Consider the following 18,468-nt stretch of genomic DNA (forward strand, 5'->3'; position numbering starts at 1 on the left):
ATGAGCGCGGCATTGACAGCGGAATCATTAGGTCTCGATAGCCCTGCTGCTATGGTACAAACTGACGTACTTATCATTGGCGCGGGATTAGCAGGCTTAAGCACGGCTCTAGCATTACCAAAATCGCTAAACATTACCGTATTGAGCAAAGCCGCCTTGGAAGTCTGTTCCAGTCATTATGCCCAAGGTGGTATCGCGGCAAGCTTGGATAAAGAGGACTCTGTCGCTGACCATATAGCTGATACCCTAATCGCTGGCGCAGGGTTATGCGAAGCTAATAATACCAGTCGCATTTTAAGTGCCGGGCAACAGGCCGTCCAATGGCTATGTGAGCAAGGCGTGCCTTTTACGCAGATACCGCAAGAAGATAATGCAAAACCTGTCACCAAACTACAGACTGCCGACTTACATTTAACCAAAGAAGGCGGGCATGGTTGCAGGCGGATCGCACATGCGGATGATGCGACTGGTCGACATATTATGGAAGCCTTGACTATAAAGGCGCAAAATGCTGTTAATATCACTATCTTGCCCTACCATGAAGCGCTGAGCCTTTTAACAAACAGTGCCAATCCAAATAAGCAATGCCAAGGGGCGCAAGTTTTTGATCATAATAATCAACGACAACTGACTTTTTATAGTTGCGCAGTCGTACTGGCTAGTGGTGGCATGGGTCAATTATTTAAGCGTGCCAGTGCACCCGACGTCTGTGTCGGCGATGGGGTTATGATGGCATGGCAAGCCGGCTGCCGATTAGCAAATTTAGAATTTATCCAATTTCATCCGACGGGCTTAGCAGTGGCAGACAGTAGTTTTTTAATATCGGAAGCACTACGCGGTGAAGGTGGGCGGCTGACCTGCCCGCAAACCGGTGCGCGCTTTATGTTGGAAATTGATGAACGGGCAGAATTGGCACCGCGCGATATCGTCGCTCGCGCCATCGCTGAGCAGATCAGTAATAACGGACTTGGCTACGTACATTTAGATGTCAGTCATTTGCCAGAACAGTTTTTACGGGAGCATTTCCCACAGATTTATCAAACATTATTCAACCTCGGTATTGATATGACTAGGGAACCTATCCCCGTTGCCCCTACCGCTCACTATAGCTGCGGCGGTGTGGTAACGTGTGCCAATGGTTTGACCGATGTGGCAGGGCTTTATGCTGCTGGTGAGGTTGCTTATACAGGTCTACATGGAGCAAACCGCTTAGCTAGTAATTCACTTTTGGAGTGCGTAGTCGTTGGGCGCAATATCGCTGCTGACTTACCGCGATATTTAAAAGCATTAGAAAACCTAACTCCCGTTGCCAGTTATGATCACTCGAACTTATTAGCAACTGCCATTTGGACAGCACCAACGCTCAAAGATATTCAAGCTATTAAGCTTCCTTCTTCTCCTACCATTCTATTTAATTTATCTCATTGTGATGACACTGATATCGTTACCCACGATTATGCTGGCAAAATAGTCACAGAATTAAAAATTTTAATGACCTCCTATATGGGTATCACTCGAAATGCCGAATCATTAGAGCAAATATTAATACAGATACTACAATGGCAACAGTGGCTTGAAAAAACCAGATTAAATCAGTCCAGCATGAGTACTTTAGATGGCACTATCACTGCTGATGAGCTGACACTATTTCAATTAGCACGACAATTACAATTAGCCACATTGGTTATTCAGTCAGCTTATCAGCGTTATGAGAGTCGCGGTGGTCACTATCGTAAAGACTATCCGCATTTGGCATCCACACCTCGAACCAGTGTGATTGCGCCATTATCGAAGTTGAGAGAAGCTGACAAAACAGCTGACAAAGAGAGTGGCGTTGATTGGCTGCTTCAGCCTATAATCGATGATACAGAGGCTAGAGTGGTAAATACAGTTGCTAACGTCTAACAGCGATTGAAGGTTGCCACTCTAACCATGAGCAAACGGTAACTTGCCGTTCTTTATTGACCTCAAAGTGCTAAAAATATGGCTACTGATACGCTGTTTGTGATCGGACTTATGATGGTCGTCAGTTTGACGTGGGGCACGCTTGCCTTACCTCGCTTGCGTCAGCGCTTACCGAAAATTTATTTGATCGCCCGCTCATGGTGGCTCATGTTAGCGGCGCTTTGCGCGTGTTATGTTATCGCTAAAATAATGAATAATAGCCAACTCATGCAGCCTCCTACCTACCCCTATCAGTGGCTACTCATCACTTTTTTTGTCTTGATAGGTTTGCGTGGCGTTTATGAGATTAGACGTATATGGTGTCCACAGAGCAAATCTATGTTAATTGAAAAACTCCAAGCGCGCGGTTTGCAAGCAAATACTCAGCCTTTTATCGAAACCCCTGCCCATTCTACTCAAGCTTACACACGTCTAAATCTGTTAGACCTAATCTTTAGTTTTGCTTTTATCGCCCTGATTGTCAGCCTCATTGCCTTACAGCAATTAATCTGGCAACGCGAGCAGTATGGCATTTTATTTTTCGTATTATTCGCCAGCCAGTTCAATGACATTGCCCAGTATTTATGCGGACGATTGCTTGGTCACAAACTATTTAAGCGCGGTCTTGCGCCAACCATTAGCCCAAATAAGAGCATCGAAGGCGCTCTTTTCGGTAGTATGCTCGCGGCAGTATTGGCAACGCTATTAGGCATTTGGCTTACGCCATTTAGTTGGTGGGTTTGCTTATTAGCTGCTTATGGCTTAGCGGTCAGTGGTATCGCTGGAGATTTATTAGAATCCGCCTTTAAGCGTCAGCACGGGGTAAAAGATACTGGCACTATGCTTGCCGGACATGGCGGCGTATTGGATAGAGTGGATAGTTTGCTAATTGGTGTACCGTTATTTACCTTGTTTTATTGGCTGCTTGGGTAAGCTGTTATAGTCGATCTACTTTTAAAAGAATATAGTGCTACTGGGATTAATTATTCGCAGCCTCTGTCGGCATATGCACAGCAAGCAAGAAAAATGGATACCAGTAGCAAGTTACAATAGTTGTATTTCTTTTATTTAGGACTGACTATATTAAGTGGTTTTATCCAACTTACTGCGCAATATCCAGTTAAGCACAGGCTTAGGCAAATGATTGAGCGCCCGAGTGATATAGCGCATGGAGCATGGAAATATGGCCAACTCATTATCCTCATCAATCGCTTGCATAATGTGGTTAATCGCTGTTTTTGTCGTCATTATAAAGGGCTTATGGCTAGCATCACCGTCATTCAAATCACGTAGGGCTTGGGTATTCATATAACCTGAGGCGATGCAGTTGACTTGGATATTATACGGCGCAAGTGCCGCTCGATAAGCGCTGGCAGTCGCAATCATCGCGCGTTTGCTTTTGGCATAAAGGCTGGCATAAGGATAATTCATTGTACCGGCGATAGAAGCGATACAGATTATGCTCAGTCTAGAATTTTTGTCCATATCCAATAACTGACTTTGACGCTTCATCTGCTCACTTGCCCACCTAAAAACCTGCTCGAACGCTTGCAGATTAATCGCTAGCATTTTATCGCTGTCAGCTTGACTCAAATGATGAATACGCTCATTGGTGTAACTACCCGCGCTATAAATTACTCTTTGAAAACTAATATCTGACAAGTTATCTACCAACGTTTGTGTTTGCGCGCTATCGGTTAAATCACAGCAGTAAGTAACAATGTCAGGATGCTGACTATTGATATGGGCTATCTTCTCTACGCTATGACCAACCCCACTCACTTGCCAGCCAAGCGCCTGATGATGCAGCGCCAACGCCAAGCCAAGTCCACTCGTACCGCCGAAAACGATAAGATGCGATAGCTTATGAGCTGAAGTCGACTGTGTAATATTTTTCATTTGTGAGTTCATAGACCATGCTGCTGTATATGGTCAGTCGTACGCTGATAGCCATATTGCCATTGCGCCTGCATTTGCTGCACAAAACCGTCATAGTCACTGTGAATGAGCTCAACAGTCAGTTGTTTTATGTTAAAACGCTTTTGTACTTGCTGTCCTGCCAACTGCTGACCATTATCTGCAAAGGGCAACCAGTGTAGCTGATTCACTCGCTGATAAGTTTTAGCAGAATCAGCGAGCGACAGCATTTCCGCTGACTCATAACCATGCACCTGTGCCAAACGCTCATTGGGGTCAAAACCAAAAACGCGCTGAATCGCAGGTGCCGCCAGCCATGAATCATAACCTGCCTTGGTCTCTGCAAATACCGTCTGCCCTAGCTGACATGCCAGCTCGATCGGAGTGAGATTAATCACCCCACCTAAGCACCACCCCAAATCGTCTATATGCGTTGGCGGTAGATAATACATATCTGCCATAGAAGCACGAACCGCTGGATTGAATTCCCACTGCTTTACGATATTTACTGACTGATGAATACGCCTATCGGCAAACGTATGCGCAGGTGCGTTAAGTATTTCATCAAAATGCTCTGATACTGCCAAACACGGTGGCGCAAATAATAACTCTTGTAGTTTAAACTCATCGTAAACAGAGCTGTCAGTAGTAAGCGTTTGATTGCTGGGTTGATTGGGCGCTTGATACAGTCGACTGGCAATAATGGCTATCTCTGGCGCGGTAGGGTTATATAGATTATTGTGATTAGGAGAAAAATGAGACAATTCATCGAGCCATTGCCCCTCGTTATCTATCCGAAACATCGCTAAATACTGCAACTCATCCAATAGTCGTTTGTAGCTGTCTGATTGCTGCTGTTTTTGTCTTTTACCTCTTTGTTTTGATAACTGCCAACGTTTAAGCGCCTGAGTCATATAACGTATCTTTAATCGCCTATTGGCTTCGTCTGGCGCAACATGTCTGATTGCCGTAATGACACGATACAACTCACGGCTGCACATGAGCTCCTGCAAATCCTTGGGATCAGGCGCTAGATTGACCAGATAAGCCGACAGACTGCCACCGCAAGTGCCGACGATGACATCTGGCTTCAAATCATGAGCAACCAATGCCGCATAGCTGCCCAAATAATAGGCGAAACGTGAACCGCCCCCTGAAAAAAGTTGCACACGCTCATAGGGCTTGGCATGCGTATTATTCATGATTGGTTGAGGTGACTTTAATTGCCAATGACACGGTAAAGATACCAAAACGATCGATACGCATAGCGACTTTCTTAAAGCCAGCATTCTCAACCAATTGATCCATTTCCGCTTGTGAGCGACAGCGCATCACCCAACTACTGCCGCGATGATTGTTTAAGGTTTTACTAATGAATTCCTGCTCAGGATGCCACGGCTGATTGGTATAAAGTAAATAACCATCAGATTTTAAACTGTCATAAATGCCTGCCAATGCTGTCGCTGGTAGTGTATTGTCAGAAAACAATTCAAACACGCCAGAGGCGATAGCAATATCGAATTTTTTATCATCAAGACTTTTAGCATTGGCACTTCTCTTCTGCATATTAGAATAACTGGCAGGGTCAAACGCATCTTTTTGACAAGTAAGGACACGATCAGCAATCTCTAACTGCTCCGCCTTTGCCTGTAAGGCTTGGATATTATGCTGCTCATAATCACGTAGCTCAGCATGCAAGTTGGTAAACTCTATTAATAAATCAAACGCATAAAAGCCATGCCCACTAGCGATATCGAGTAGTTTTGGTTGGTATGGTTTAGTACTGCTCTGGTTTTTGTCTTCAATATCTGCCAGAGCCTCGCGTGCCAGCTCCAATATATGCTCACGGCGGATACGAATCCCCTGCCAGCCTATATTACTAAGATAAAATTTATCGACCGCCTGACCAAATTTATTTTGACCACTAGGCTGATTATAATAAACATGATCGAGCGAGTGACCCGAATCAAATCCATGCTCCAGTCCTGTGGCAATCGCATCGCTGACATGACCAAATTTTTGCATGGCAAATCTAGTAATCGCAAAGCTAGGGTTAAAGGGCTTAATCGCTAAGCGATCGACTTTATCTTTACTAGCACTATTAATATGCGCTGTGCTTAAATCAGGCGCTTTAACGTCCTTACTGAATACTTGCTCAGCGAAATTAATACAATCCGCGAAGACGTCCGCTTTATTGGTCTCATGAAAAATCGCATGATAGCTGTCTGGATATAATTGCCAGCGTTTATTAGTAGTATTGATGGCCTCATAAAAATCGCGCTCTGCCTGCTTATCGACCACGTAATCCTTGCCTGCACATAATACAAACGTCGGTACGGTGATAGCACCCGCATCATCGAGCAAGCGCTGGCCCGTTGCGTGCGTATCGATGAGCAAGTCGGTCGAGATGCTATTAGAAATCAGTGGATCGGCATTATAAGCTTGCTGCGCGTCTTTATCATGGGTTAAGACTTGCGCTTTGACGTAACTGCTCACGCGTGACATCAGTCCAAGCGCGCGAGCTACCTTTAGCGATGGTATCGCAAATGGCATATACAAGCGAATACTCAACGCTGGTGTACCCAATATCATCCCACGAATATTTGGCGCATAATCATGTACCCATGCTGCGGCGAGTACCGCACCGATACTACTGGCGACGATTAAGGTATCCTCGATAGCAATGCCCGTTTGCCCGATAACCAATTGTACAAAACCGTCTAAATCGCGCTCAAGCTCGGTGACACTCTCGGCATGATCCTTGATACCACCCGAGCGCCCATTACCGCGCGCATCCCAAGCGAATACTTGATAGCCTGCAATGGCAAACTGCTCTCCAAGTTCTGCTAATCGTCCCGAATGTTCGTGACCACGATGTAATAAAATGACTTGACGCAGAGGCTGACTGGCTTTTTTTATATCCTCTAAAGGCATCGTCAGCCAATAGCGGTAATAAATCGCCGTGCCATCGTAAGCATTGTAGCAACTTTCACCGCTTATCAATTTGGAAGACGATAAATTGAGTGTATCGCTAACCTGCTCCACTTTTTCATGACTATTGAGAGGGGTGGTCGGCATTATCTTAGGCTCCAAAAAGGAAGTTTTAATAGCAAAATTTGATAAAGGGGCATTTAATGAAGAAAAATTTGATGAAACAGCATCGAAAAATAGCGTATTGGGTTGACCAACATTCTCTTGGCAACCAAGAAGAAAAACTGATTTATGCGATGACTCTGGTATTAACTCAAGAGTTTCTGAGTGATTTGAGCGAAGCGCGGGTGGTTTACGCATCAAGTATAAATCTGCCATATAACGCAGGCGATTCAAGCAGGTTTTTAGTAGCAGCGCCTCTGTCAGTATCAATAGTGGACCCACTTTGATGTGCGATAGCACGGTCGGTACTTTAGTCACCATAAAAGCGCCAAGCAAACCCAGTAAAAAAGCACGATCGCTTTTGCCTAAAGGTCCTTGGTTTGCTCTAATGTCTAATATCGTATTACTAGTGATACCTAGTAACTCAGTGCTGATACTAAGCGCAATCAGACCGATAATATGACGCTGATGGATTGATATGCGGTTTGGTAAATTGACTGTCGACGCTTGTAAATTACCATTAGCAATATGCGGAGCTAAACTTGCGATAAGCGCCGTATCAGCCACGATATCACCCACTTCATTAAGCACTGCCCCAAGCCTTGAGGCTTGCCCATGCTCACGCGCCATCATGCCATCGATAGCATTGAGCGCCATACGCACAAACAGTGATGAAGGTAACAGCAACCATAATGCCTGCTGCTCAGTTGCGGGTTTGGCAATCATATAGGCCGTACCAAGGCTCAGTACTACGGCTGACACCGTCACTTGATTGGCAGTCACCTTTTGCTCGACCAACGCATCACTTATTGGGCGCAGCTGATCTTGAAACTGAGACTTGAGCTGATATAGCGACATGAGGCAAGCCAAATATAGTAAGTCTATTAATGTAGCAACAAAAGTTGGTCAGGTAAATACTTAAGCGTTGTTAGCAGTCAAATTATCATGAATGAAATCCTGACTTACGGCTTAGTGATTCACGATTTTATCTTAACGCTCAATAGTTGGTCGTTAAACAGTCGGCTTTTACAAGGAATCTTAGCCGCTCATGGCAGCATTGATCGTTTCATGTGATACAATTTCCAGCTTCTTAAAAACGCCTTTGAAAATGCCGCGAGCCAATCACCATGCAAAGCCTAGTTACCCTTGTTCTGGTATTAATGCCAATGTTTATTGGCTTTGCCATTCCTTCTCATCCAACCATGACAAAGCTTGCAGATAAAGGCTTATCTTATCTGGTATTTATCATCTTAGCGCTGATTGGTATCGAGCTGTCACAAGTTGAAGGACTTGGCAGTCAGATAGGCGATATTGCCCTTTATGTGACTATATTATCGATATTGACAATTGGCAGTGGTTTATTTGCCCTGATGTTATTTGACCGACTGCGTCCATGGCATGCCAAAAAACCCAGCGTAAAATCTAAAGAACATCGCGTGAGTATCCGTGGTAGCCTCGCTCAAGTTATTTGTGTGGTCATTGGTATGGTGATTGGTTATTTCTTACCAGACAATTATATGCCGCCTGAAAATACCATGACGGTGATGCTGATGATATTAATTTTGTTGGTCGGCATTGGCTTAAAAGGCTCAGGTATTACGCTAAAAGAAGTGCTGCTGAATAAGCGCGGCGTTGAGATGAGTGTCATCTTTACACTAGCTGTATTGGTTGGTGGCTTGATATTTGCGCTGATATTCAGTGAAGTATCGTGGACCAAAGGCTTGGCACTGGCGTCAGGGTTTGGTTGGTACTCACTATCAGCAATCGTCATGACCGATGCTTATGGCGCGGTTTGGGGCAGTGTCGCCCTCTTTAATGACTTGGTACGTGAGTTCTTTGCGTTGATATTTATTCCCGTGTTTATGCGTAAATATCCATCAGCAGCAGTTGGGCTTGGCGGCGCGACCAGTTTGGATTTTACCCTGCCAATTATTCAGCAATCTGGCGGTCTAAAAGTAGTGCCTTTAGCGATTAGTTTTGGTTTTATTATTAATATCGTCTCGCCTGTGTTGATGGTGGTGTTTTCGGCGTTGGGGTAAGAATAATATTTGACGGTTGAAGAAAATCAGTCGTTATTATTCGAACAGTTCACAGTGCTTGGCATATTCACCATATTTTTGCATATCAGAATCATATTCAAGATTCATCAAATCATGAACTTCACTACTCGCCATTAAAGTTGCGCGGCGTTGTTTTGCCTCAATATTTTTAAGAGTGAGCTTTTCAAAACTTGGATCTATAAACGCTGTATCTGTAACTATAATCTTATTTGAGCACTCATAAGTACGGATACGCTCAGCATCGATATTATATTGCAACACTAAATTATTCTTAATAATTAGCGCGCGATTGCGTGATAAAGAATCGAAACCAAAAGTCGCTAAAGCATCTGTATCTATTTCACTTTTCGCTGCATGACCGAAAATAAAAACATTGGCTTTTGGGCGATCATTAAGACTTTCTGCTATTTTCACAAATACTGCATCATAGATATCAGATAGCTGACTGCTCATTTGCGAGAAAAACCCATTGAACTCCATTTCAAGTGCCTCGCCTCCCTCAATTATTATTTCACAGCCTTTAGCATCAATTACTACATTGGGTCGCGTTTCAGGGCATTCGTCTATAGCATCAAGCACACCATCGCCATCTAAATCGCTATCTGCCTGCATCGTTCTGATATTTTCATATTGAGGCAAGGTTTTAGCCGCTACGATTTCAGTCGTTTGACAGCCTGCTAAACTAATAAATAATGCCAGTAGCAATAAATTTCCATAGTTTCTAGTTGTCATTGCTACTCTCTTTTCATTCAGAATAATTTAAGGCTTTATCTGTCATTACTTTCAGTTTTTTGAAATATTTAATATATTACTTAACATTACTAATAAGCGCATAAATACGCTGGTTGAGCCAACTGTTTTCGATATCATTTGGCGCAATTGGACGTTCTGACCCATAGTAAAAGGTCTTAATACGATCAGGATCAATATTATATGTCATGGTCATATAATTTTTAATTCCTTCCACGCGGTATCTTGATAATGTTTGATTTGCATTATTGTCTTCACGTTTGGATATATGCCCTTCGATATGCATAACAGCGTCCAAATGATCTTGCATTTTTTTGCCTGCGTTATCTAGCTGTTCATAATACTCATTTTTTATCTCACTGCTATTTTCATCATAATAGGCTCTAGCTTCCATCATAAATTCATTTTCACCAAAAAGTAAGGAATCTGGACACCCCCTTTCATCTATCACTACGTTAAAAGGTGTACCTGGACATTCATCTATAGCATCAAGCACACCATCGCCATCTGAATCAATCTCTGCTTGCATCGTCCTGATATTTTCATCTTTAGGTACCTTTTTAGACGGCGCAGCTGTAGTGGTTTGGCAGCCAGCTAAAGCAATAGATGCTATTAATAATAAAACGTTATAAAGTCTCATCAGTAGCCTTTCTTTATATAATTAAATGCTACTCTAGCATTCGTAAAAAATTAATTAAAAAAATTATAACCTAAGCCATCTCTAGATTTTTTTCCACCTGACAAACTCTATCATGCCACTCGATAAAAGCATCAATAGCTTGCGTAGCTGCTGTATTTCTATCAACAGTTTCTTTACCAGCAAAACTCTCGACATAATGACAAGCACGATAGCCTTGGGTAAAACGATCATAGTCAACAATCCACTGCTTACGCGCTTTTAACTCATCTTGACGTTGCTCAATGCTACTATCTATATCTGTGTTCTCAGAGCCAAACCAAAAGTCCTTAGCAGGGATATCTTTAGCCAACTTATTATTTTCAACCTCACTCAGACGCCACGGCTTGGCAGTAATCCGTGCTCGAAAGCACTGCTGCACCTGACATAGACGCACATAATTGGTATCCGCATGGAAATACGCAAACCATTCCGCGACTAACCTATTACTTGGCAATACAACATCGTGAGTGGCGATAATACGAAAACCTGCGGGCGTCTGATATAAACGAAAGGACTCGGTAGGATGATTAGCAATACGTTTTTTGATTAAATCTGTCATATAAGGCAGTAACGAGGCGGCGTCATCGGCATATTTTTGCGCGCGGGCCTTGTCTTTAACACTGGCTTGTTGCCACAAATAAGCAGTCGCACCAATCATAACAGCCAATAACCACAACCATGATAGTCCTAGCCAAGCGATGACACTGGCAATAAGTATAAAGACAATAACAAAAGCCCAAACTTTTATTTTGGTTGTTGGATTGCTTTGATTAATGAGAAAGGCAGGCATAAAGCCATGATGGTTATAATCATAAGGATATTTTTGATGCAATAAATCATCATTATCAACATCAATAATGGCGATATTATCGACGTTAGCGACTTGTGCGCCGTAACTGTTACGCGTAACGATAAGCTTCGTTACTGCTGCACTATTATTCGATAATTTATTTTCTGGAAAATCATGCTCAGAAATAATCTCTTCACGAATAGGAATACCGTTGCCTTCGTTATACTCTTCCCTGCGCTCACGGCGTAAGATATCTTCACCTGCCAGCCAGCGCTTATGCGCCTCACTGACTCGCCATTTAGCATGGGATAGCGCTTCGCTTTGACTGACATCTGACCAACCGTAACGTTTGATAGTGGCTTGCTTGGAAGGTTTACTAGACGTTTCTGATAACTCAAAGCGCTGTTTATGTTGCGCCCAGTATTTAGGGATAAGCATGAGATTTGCCTTCGAGTAGTTATTTTTATCTTATGGTTATTTATTAATAAATGACAAAAACTAAAACTCGATACACCTGTTTGAGCCTAGGTCATTTTGATGATAATTAGCTTTGTGGTTTTTTAAATCAGTTACTAAGCTATAAACTCTACGATTCATAGATCTGCCTTCCTCGGTGTCAGAAGGTGCAATAGAACCTTTAATACCGCAATCGAGAGTAGTCAGACGACTAGACTCGATTTTGTGATTTAAAACTAGGTAGTTTTTAACAATGAGTGCTCTATTCTTAGCCAGTGAGTTTGATTGCAACATTGAGGTAGAAGCTTTATTGACCTCATCCTTCGAGACATGAGCTTCAATTTTCATAGTAGCCGTATCATAGTTATTCATTTGTTCTGCTACTCTATCAAGCTCATCATGATACTGTGGCAGTAATTCACTGCTGTCCTTGGTAAAAAAAGCACGATACTCCATCATTGGAGGCATACCAATAAGACTTGTAATCTCAGGACAACCTCTTTCGTCCACTACCACGTTCTCTGTCATATTTGGGCATTGATCTAAATCATCAGGCACGCCGTCGCCGTCGCTATCTAAATTAATCAGAATAATTGGCAAATTAATAGTTTGAGCTTTTTGGTTAGACAAGTCAGACGTTTGGCAACCTGTTAGTGCTAATGCACTTATCATAATTGATGCTATTGTCCATAATTTAGCATTCATATTTTACGCTTCCGTAAGTTAAAGCTATCCCTAAACTCCACTCGCCTGCTTAGCAAACAGTCTCATTAATGGCTTAATTTTGCCAACGCGATACATACCTTCGCTACGAATTTGTTGAATAGGACGCATCTGTGCAAGCGACCCTGCAAATAGCCAATTAAGCGCGGAAAAGCTGTGCATCATTATACTATTATGCGGACGACGCAAACGCTCGTAGCTACGCAACGTTTGATTGCTGCCCCAACTGGTTCCACCACTACGTTCAAAATCATGTGCCAATTGCTCACTTAAAGTCTGCACATCGAGCATGCCCAGATTCAACCCTAGACCCGCCAGTGGATGGACGCCATGCGCTGCATCACCGATCAAGACTAGGTTGTCCGCGACGTAGCTTTTTGCTTGTTGCGCAGTCAGTGGAAAGCTAGCGATTGACTCAATCTGAGTGATAGCACCTAGCTCATAGTTACTGGCAGCAGCCAATTTATCAGCAATGACGCGCGCGTCCTCCTCTATCAACGCCAATGCTTGATTGCGCGGCAATGTCCATACGATCGACTGCCAATGTTGTGGGTTGGCTTTATCTGCATCAGTAATATCAGCGAGCGGCAATAACGCCAGCGTACCTGTGGGCAGCATTGCTTGGCGCGCAGTCGCTTGATGCGGTTTTTCGGTGTGAATCGCACAGCAAATAGCGGTTTGATTATAATCGAGTGTGTCCAGCCCAATCGCCGCTTGTTGGCGTACAAATGAGCCCCGACCATCGGCACCAACCAGCAGAGCCGCTGCTATAGCAGTATGATCATCTAAAGTCACACGGTAGCCTTGCTCTGCACCCAGCCAATCCATATTGATAACTTTATGTCCAGCGATGACGGTTAAATAGTCACTGACATCATCCTCAGATAAACGCTGCCATAACGCATGTTCAATGACGGCAGGCTCAACCATGCTGCCGAGCATTTGCGGTAGCGTAGTATTAGAATGATTATCACCCCTGTCGCCAAATAATAGCTCGCCCATGCCGTTTAGCTGCCACACCTGCATTTGCGAGTAGTCCGCTTTACGCTCTGATGCTGCTATCTTTTGCCATGCGCCCACGTCTTTAAGTAAGTTAATACTAGCAAGACTCAAGGCATAAACGCGCGCATCCCGCTTGCCAAGCACCTGTTGCCATTCTGAGTCATCACGTGCAGGACGGGCATCAATTAACGTCACAGGCATTTTTGCTTGTGCCAACTGTAAAGCAAGCGTTGCCCCAACAATACCGCTACCGATAATCAGCGTATGATTATTTTTCATAAGTTATTCCTACATTTAAGTGCAATCGTATAGAACATTGGTCTAGACCGTTAATATACCGTGATATGGCAAACTAGGACTTTAACCCCATAGCATAATTAGCGACTAGTGGCTTAATATTTGGCAGTTTATCAAAGGCAACCAAGGCCACATTCCTTGCCAACTTGATGGCTGGATTAGGATGGGTAAAACCATGTACCACGGCATCACAGAAGCGAATGACGCGTTTTTGATCGCTTAGACGTGCTTTCTCATAGCGTTTTAACAGTTGCGTATCGCCGATGTCTTTGCCCTTTAGCACTTGCGCGCTCAGCATTTGTGCCAGCACATGGGCATCGCGCATACAGAGGTTAAAACCTTGACCAGCGACAGGGTGCAAGGTATGAGCAGCATTGCCCATGATGACACAGCGACCCGCTACTTGCTCGTCTGCCAGCACGCGTGTCAGTGGATAAGCGCCGCGGCGACCAGCAGCGACAAACGTGCCCGCACGCTCACCAAAGGCTTGCTGCAATGTCGCTAAGAAATGCGCATCATCTTCTAAGTATTTATTTTCTTCCCCTTTTGGACAAACCCAAACCACCGAGCGTCTATAGCCTGTCTGATAGTCATCATTGCCATCGCCGTCTGGATCGGTCAGTGGCAACACCGCCAGTGGCCCTGCTGGACTAAAACGCTCAATCGCCACATGTTCGTGTGGCTTGTCAGTTTCTACCACGCCGACGATAGCGGTTTGCTGATAATCAAAAGTCGTCGTGCCAATATTTAATAATTGGCGTACCGTCGAATCGCGACCATCACAAGCGACCAACACGCTGGCCTGCAATTGCTGCTCATGCTCCTCTTCACCATAATAGTTAAAGCTGAGCGTCACCCCATCTGCTTGTTGGGTCACGGCGCTGACACTGGCATTATCGATCAAAGTGATTAATGGCTCTTGCTGCGCGGCTAATAAAAGCTTACGTCCGAGCCACGCATTTTCCATCACTTGTCCAAATGACTCGACCCGCTCTTCCGCTTTGTTTAATTGTGCACGCCCAAAGCTGCCTTGCTCACTAATTTGCACCGCATCGATACGACAAGCATGACTTTGCAACTCACCCCATAACCCAATCTCTTGATAAATCTGTACCGTACGACGTGACAGTGCTGTATTGCGGCTGTCTAAATAATGGCTACGATTGCTGTCATCATTTGGACTGATGGTTGGATAACTGTTTTTTTCTAATAACGTGCTAGCAATACCGTGATGCGCTAGTAACAGTGCAAATGACAATCCCACATGACCACCACCAGCGATGAGGACTTGCTGCTCAGTAGCTGCCTTTTTATGTTCAAACTTTTTTTTAGCATTCGATAAATTTACATCAGTATTTTGCATTATTATTCCTAATTTTCATGTCTATTTTACGCTGTTGGGCGCACGCACTATAAGCGATGAATAATCGCTAGAATTATCTTAATTTTTTAGGGCATATTGAACATTTACACATTGGCATAGCCTTAGTCGAATGCGTAATAAGCACTAACCTTCGTCAGCTTTCATCAGCCTTTATCATTTTATTCATATTTTAAACTCAGCGATAAAGCACTATGATATCCCCCATAGATTACCACAAATCACTCATCACTCTGTCGCCTTAACAGTAGCCAAAACTTATAATTGAAACGCTTGATTTCGTCACGCTCTAAACGTTATTTGCAATACTGTAACCCGCTCAAAAGTAGACATAAAAATATCAATGTCGAAAAGCGGTTGCAATCGTCGTACAAAAACAGTGTCATCTGTTCGACGTATGGCTTGAAATTTAAAATCTATCGACCATAATAAATGCAAGACCGTTAGTTATCACCACTCCTAAAACGAATAATAATTCTACCGTCATTTCTATCTCTATAACGTAAAGCCAAGACCATAACGACCGACCATTTTATCTCTTAAACCCGCAATGCCATCGAAACCAAATCATAGCGTTGGGGTACATAATAAAAGGATAATCGCTTGACTGATTCCATGAGCCGCCGTATAAAGTTTGAATCATTGACACCCGCACAGCTCAAAACCGTGCTTGGTGAATACAACAACCACATGAAATATATCCAACAACGCCTCGATATCAAAATCATGCAGCGTCAAGGTGACTTCTGTTTGAGTGGCGACATATCGAATGTCGAGCGCGGTGAACGTATTATTTATAAACTGGTAGATGAGGCACAGAATACCAAGGACATTAGTGCAGCGGAGCTACATCTTATTATCCAATCGAGCATTTCTCGTGATGAAGATATGGAAGCGGATGAGCAAGAAGCCAAGGATAATGCAGACGCTGAGACGGACTTAGAATCAGCTCACGAGTTTACGCCAGTTAGCTTACGCACGCGTAAAGGTCGTATCATTCCTCGCGGTGGCAATCAGCAGACCTACGTCCAAAACGTACTGAACTCTGATGTCTCATTCGGTATTGGCCCTGCTGGTACGGGTAAGACCTATTTAGCCGTGGCTTGCGCCGTGGATATGCTTGAGCGTAATGAGATTGAGCGGATTTTATTGGTGCGTCCGGCGGTAGAAGCTGGTGAAAAACTGGGCTTTCTGCCAGGTGACTTGACGCAAAAAATCGATCCCTACTTGCGTCCATTATATGATGCGCTATATGAGATGATCGGCGTTGAAAAAGTGGGCAAGCTGATTGAAAAACAAGTCATCGAAATCGCACCCCCTGCCTATATGCGCGGTCGTACGTTAAATAACTCGTTTGTCATCTTAGATGAAGCGCAAAACACCACGCCTGAACAGATGAAAATGTTTTTGACCCGTTTGGGTTTCGGTTCACGAGCAGTAATTACAGGTGATATTACACAGGTCGATTTGCCACGTGGTCATAAGTCAGGCTTAGCACAAGCAATGGAAATCTTAAGTGGTATTGAAGAAATTCATATCACCAAGTTTGATTCAAAAGATGTGGTACGTCATCAATTGGTACAGAAAATTGTAGAAGCCTACGATGTTTATGATGAAGAACAAGTAGCGTTAGAAGAAAAGCGTAAGTTTGAGCGCAGAAAAGAGCAAGAGCGTAAACAAGTTATCGCTAATGCTGCAGCCAAGCTATAAACGGTCTAGCCTGCTATTTAATGTTATAAAAATGCAAAGCCGGATTACTGTCAGTAATCCGGCTTTGCATTTTTTAGCTTTAGTCATAACTTATATCAGATAATAAAGCACACCATCTTACAATAAAGTAAAAGGATAATGGCATGAGCCAAGAGAAGGGTAACAACAGTTTTGACAACCATGATACAAATGAGCGTGCTGGCGATGATGCCAGTTTGGCAGCACTTGATATCAGTGCCACCAGTAGTATTGATGATGACATACTAGACACTTTTTATGATCGTAAGCACTTACAGTCTGTGATGATGGCAGCGTTGGATTATATCGATGAGCGCATTAAAGAAGGTCTAACGCTACCCTATTTTGTAGATATCGACCCTGAGCTATGGCAAGAAAAATCTAAAGTATTAGACATATACATTACCGATGAAATCGAGGGTCAGGCATTAAATTTGGAAGCACGCGGTAAGGATTATGCGACCAACATTTTATCTTATCCAAGTGATCTGCCAGCCGCAATTATTGAGCTGATGCCAACGCTACCTCTCGGTGAGCTGGTCATCTGTCATGGCGTCATAGTACGTGAGGCTGCAGAGCAAGAAAAGACAACCGCACAGCACATTAGCCATTTACTGATACATGGTGTGCTGCACTTATTGGGTTTTGATCATGAGCTTGGACAAGCCGAGCAAGATGAGATGGAACGGTTTGAAATTGAGGTTTTAGCCGGTCTCAGCCTTCCAAACCCTTATACTTAATTCATATTTTTTAGCGATTAGTCTTTGGTCATCGGTAGCTTTTGTGCTTGACTCATCTGATTAATCATCTGATCCAGTCCTTTGACGTGGACATTACGCTGCGGGAATGGAATGTCGATTTTTTCATCATCCAAGGCGTATTTGAATTGCTCCAGCAAATCACACTGCATGGTCCACCAGTCAGCATTGGTTGTCCAAATATTGAGCGCCAAGTCTACTGAGTTATCACCCAAATTGGTGACGCGTACGATAGGTTCAGGGTCAGTAAAGGCCAACGGATTATTTTTTGCCAAATTCAGCATCACGTTTTTGGCAGTTTTGATATCGGCATCATAGCCAATACCGACCGTGATATCGACACGGCGGTTGGGTAGCGCCGTATAGTTCGTCACTGCTGAAGTCGTAATATCACTATTTGGGATGATAATATCGTGATTGTTTATCGTCGTTAGGTGGGTATTGACCAAAGTGATTTCTGTTACGGTCCCTGTGTAGCTGCTGATTTGCACATAATCGCCGCGCACAAAGGGGCGAAACGTCACAATCATGATGCCAGCGGCAAAGTTCGACAACTGATCTTTTAGTGACAGACCAATGGCGACTGCAGCACCGCCCAATATAGCGACGACTGAGGTGGTTTGTACGCCAACCTTACTCAAAGCAGCTAACGCAACCACGACCAGTAACACTCCGTAGATTAGACGACCTAAAAAGTTCGCAACTGTGTCATCTAAGCGACTACGCAACATCATTTTGTGAGCAACGGTGACTGCCTTTTTGGCAAGCCAGCGACCTACAACGAATATTAATATCGCTAGCGCAACTTTAATGACCAAGCTTAATGCGTTACTGGTTAAGTTGGCAACATCTATTGTAAAACCTAAAAATTCCATACTGACTCTTTATTT

Annotated in this window: 15 protein-coding genes; 5 read left to right on the forward strand and 10 right to left on the reverse strand. The window is 43.7% G+C overall.

Features of this window, described 5'->3' with window-relative positions; genetic code table 11:
* Both nadB and JMV76_RS12660 read left to right on the forward strand, forming a co-directional pair.
* The gene (gene nadB / locus JMV76_RS12655; RefSeq protein WP_201502943.1) at positions 1–1,905 is read left to right on the forward strand and encodes an L-aspartate oxidase; all 1,905 of its coding nucleotides are present in this window, start codon (positions 1–3) and stop codon (positions 1,903–1,905) included.
* Between the two features lie 78 nt (positions 1,906–1,983).
* On the forward strand, positions 1,984–2,877 hold the full coding sequence (locus tag JMV76_RS12660) for a phosphatidate cytidylyltransferase (protein WP_201502944.1): 894 nt from the start codon (positions 1,984–1,986) through the stop codon (positions 2,875–2,877).
* Between the two features lie 150 nt (positions 2,878–3,027).
* Here the strand turns inward: JMV76_RS12660 and JMV76_RS12665 are convergent, their stop codons facing one another.
* The 3 genes from JMV76_RS12665 to JMV76_RS12675 are packed head-to-tail and all read right to left on the reverse strand — an operon-like array spanning position 3,028 to position 7,812.
* Positions 3,028–3,843, reverse strand: a complete 816-nt coding sequence (locus tag JMV76_RS12665) for an SDR family NAD(P)-dependent oxidoreductase (RefSeq protein ID WP_201502945.1) — start codon at positions 3,841–3,843, stop codon at positions 3,028–3,030.
* Positions 3,844–3,851: 8 nt separating this feature from the next.
* The gene (locus tag JMV76_RS12670) at positions 3,852–5,063 is read right to left on the reverse strand and encodes a patatin-like phospholipase family protein (RefSeq protein ID WP_201502946.1); all 1,212 of its coding nucleotides are present in this window, start codon (positions 5,061–5,063) and stop codon (positions 3,852–3,854) included.
* A complete protein-coding gene (locus JMV76_RS12675; RefSeq protein ID WP_201502947.1) occupies positions 5,056–7,812 on the reverse strand; it encodes an alpha/beta fold hydrolase in 2,757 nt (918 codons plus the stop codon). The genes JMV76_RS12670 and JMV76_RS12675 overlap by 8 nt, the downstream gene beginning before the upstream one ends.
* A 269-nt stretch (positions 7,813–8,081) precedes the next feature.
* On the opposite strand from JMV76_RS12675, the gene JMV76_RS12680 reads away from it, so the two are divergent.
* On the forward strand, positions 8,082–8,993 hold the full coding sequence (locus JMV76_RS12680) for a lysine exporter LysO family protein (protein ID WP_201502948.1): 912 nt from the start codon (positions 8,082–8,084) through the stop codon (positions 8,991–8,993).
* A gap of 36 nt (positions 8,994–9,029) precedes the next feature.
* Here JMV76_RS12680 and JMV76_RS12685 read toward each other — a convergent pair whose 3' ends face one another.
* The 6 genes from JMV76_RS12685 to JMV76_RS12710 form a co-directional block, all read right to left on the reverse strand.
* A complete protein-coding gene (locus JMV76_RS12685; protein WP_201502949.1) occupies positions 9,030–9,746 on the reverse strand; it encodes an OmpA family protein in 717 nt (238 codons plus the stop codon).
* Between the two features lie 76 nt (positions 9,747–9,822).
* Complete coding sequence (locus JMV76_RS12690; RefSeq protein WP_201502950.1) at positions 9,823–10,404, reverse strand: OmpA family protein; 582 nt, start codon at positions 10,402–10,404, stop codon at positions 9,823–9,825.
* 70 nt (positions 10,405–10,474) lie between these two features.
* A complete protein-coding gene (locus JMV76_RS12695) occupies positions 10,475–11,671 on the reverse strand; it encodes a hypothetical protein (RefSeq protein WP_201502951.1) in 1,197 nt (398 codons plus the stop codon).
* Positions 11,672–11,731: 60 nt separating this feature from the next.
* A complete protein-coding gene (locus JMV76_RS12700; RefSeq protein WP_201502952.1) occupies positions 11,732–12,394 on the reverse strand; it encodes an OmpA family protein in 663 nt (220 codons plus the stop codon).
* Between the two features lie 30 nt (positions 12,395–12,424).
* Entirely contained in the window at positions 12,425–13,693 is a 1,269-nt protein-coding gene (locus JMV76_RS12705) for an FAD-dependent monooxygenase (protein ID WP_201502953.1), read from the reverse strand.
* A 73-nt stretch (positions 13,694–13,766) separates the two neighbouring features.
* Positions 13,767–15,074, reverse strand: coding sequence for an FAD-dependent monooxygenase (locus tag JMV76_RS12710; protein ID WP_227690394.1), 1,308 nt, complete (start codon positions 15,072–15,074; stop codon positions 13,767–13,769).
* A 621-nt stretch (positions 15,075–15,695) separates the two neighbouring features.
* On the opposite strand from JMV76_RS12710, the gene JMV76_RS12715 reads away from it, so the two are divergent.
* Both JMV76_RS12715 and ybeY read left to right on the forward strand, forming a co-directional pair.
* Positions 15,696–16,802 carry a PhoH family protein gene (locus JMV76_RS12715; protein ID WP_374190062.1) on the forward strand — a complete coding sequence of 369 codons (1,107 nt, stop codon included), beginning with the start codon at positions 15,696–15,698 and terminating at the stop codon, positions 16,800–16,802.
* A 143-nt stretch (positions 16,803–16,945) separates the two neighbouring features.
* Positions 16,946–17,560 carry an rRNA maturation RNase YbeY gene (gene ybeY / locus JMV76_RS12720; RefSeq protein ID WP_193007131.1) on the forward strand — a complete coding sequence of 205 codons (615 nt, stop codon included), beginning with the start codon at positions 16,946–16,948 and terminating at the stop codon, positions 17,558–17,560.
* Between the two features lie 17 nt (positions 17,561–17,577).
* Here ybeY and JMV76_RS12725 read toward each other — a convergent pair whose 3' ends face one another.
* Complete coding sequence (locus tag JMV76_RS12725; protein WP_201502954.1) at positions 17,578–18,453, reverse strand: mechanosensitive ion channel family protein; 876 nt, start codon at positions 18,451–18,453, stop codon at positions 17,578–17,580.
* Positions 18,454–18,468: the final 15 nt, after the last annotated feature.

The organism is Psychrobacter cibarius (assembly GCF_904845955.1).
In the GTDB taxonomy this organism is placed as follows: Bacteria; Pseudomonadota; Gammaproteobacteria; order Pseudomonadales; family Moraxellaceae; genus Psychrobacter; species Psychrobacter cibarius_B.

What these genes read in the sequence shown, in the direction of transcription:
- JMV76_RS12680 (WP_201502948.1), top strand. Translation starts at nt 8,082, where the DNA reads ATGCAAAGCCTAGTTACCCTTGTTCTGGTATTAATGCCAATGTTTATT.
- JMV76_RS12725 (WP_201502954.1), bottom strand. Translation starts at nt 18,453, where the DNA reads ATGGAATTTTTAGGTTTTACAATAGATGTTGCCAACTTAACCAGTAAC.
- ybeY (WP_193007131.1), top strand. Translation starts at nt 16,946, where the DNA reads ATGAGCCAAGAGAAGGGTAACAACAGTTTTGACAACCATGATACAAAT.
- JMV76_RS12685 (WP_201502949.1), bottom strand. Translation starts at nt 9,746, where the DNA reads ATGACAACTAGAAACTATGGAAATTTATTGCTACTGGCATTATTTATT.
- JMV76_RS12705 (WP_201502953.1), bottom strand. Translation starts at nt 13,693, where the DNA reads ATGAAAAATAATCATACGCTGATTATCGGTAGCGGTATTGTTGGGGCA.
- JMV76_RS12665 (WP_201502945.1), bottom strand. Translation starts at nt 3,843, where the DNA reads ATGAAAAATATTACACAGTCGACTTCAGCTCATAAGCTATCGCATCTT.
- JMV76_RS12690 (WP_201502950.1), bottom strand. Translation starts at nt 10,404, where the DNA reads ATGAGACTTTATAACGTTTTATTATTAATAGCATCTATTGCTTTAGCT.
- JMV76_RS12710 (WP_227690394.1), bottom strand. Translation starts at nt 15,074, where the DNA reads ATGCAAAATACTGATGTAAATTTATCGAATGCTAAAAAAAAGTTTGAA.
- nadB (WP_201502943.1), top strand. Translation starts at nt 1, where the DNA reads ATGAGCGCGGCATTGACAGCGGAATCATTAGGTCTCGATAGCCCTGCT.
- JMV76_RS12675 (WP_201502947.1), bottom strand. Translation starts at nt 7,812, where the DNA reads ATGTCGCTATATCAGCTCAAGTCTCAGTTTCAAGATCAGCTGCGCCCA.
- JMV76_RS12695 (WP_201502951.1), bottom strand. Translation starts at nt 11,671, where the DNA reads ATGCTTATCCCTAAATACTGGGCGCAACATAAACAGCGCTTTGAGTTA.
- JMV76_RS12660 (WP_201502944.1), top strand. Translation starts at nt 1,984, where the DNA reads ATGGCTACTGATACGCTGTTTGTGATCGGACTTATGATGGTCGTCAGT.
- JMV76_RS12670 (WP_201502946.1), bottom strand. Translation starts at nt 5,063, where the DNA reads ATGAATAATACGCATGCCAAGCCCTATGAGCGTGTGCAACTTTTTTCA.
- JMV76_RS12700 (WP_201502952.1), bottom strand. Translation starts at nt 12,394, where the DNA reads ATGAATGCTAAATTATGGACAATAGCATCAATTATGATAAGTGCATTA.